The sequence below is a fragment of the Shewanella sp. S1-49-MNA-CIBAN-0167 genome, from assembly GCF_040310145.1.
Taxonomy (GTDB): domain Bacteria; phylum Pseudomonadota; class Gammaproteobacteria; order Enterobacterales; family Shewanellaceae; genus Shewanella; species Shewanella psychromarinicola.
Map to the genome: position 1 here is coordinate 1 of NZ_JBEOPO010000500.1, position 235 is coordinate 235.

Sequence of the window (235 nt, forward strand, 5' to 3'; positions counted from 1 at the left end):
GGGTTGCCTAAAGCCAATATTCATTATTACTATCGCTCCAAAAAAGATTTACTAGAAGCGGTATTAGAGCGCATTCTGCGACTTTGGTTGGACTCAGTTAGTGAATTCAATGTTGAGGAAGGGCCAAAGCACAATCTGACACGTTATATCAGTGAAAAAATTGATCAATCTCGTATCAATAAAAATGCTTCTAAAATTTTCGCGATGGCACTTATTGGAGAAGAAACGTTTGTTT

At 37.0% G+C, this 235-nt stretch carries 1 protein-coding gene; it reads left to right on the plus strand.

Annotation, left to right across the window (positions count from 1 at the left end; genetic code table 11):
* On the plus strand, nucleotides 1-235 hold a 235-nt coding region (locus tag AAEZ00_RS22165), incomplete at both ends, for a TetR family transcriptional regulator C-terminal domain-containing protein (RefSeq protein WP_351090198.1).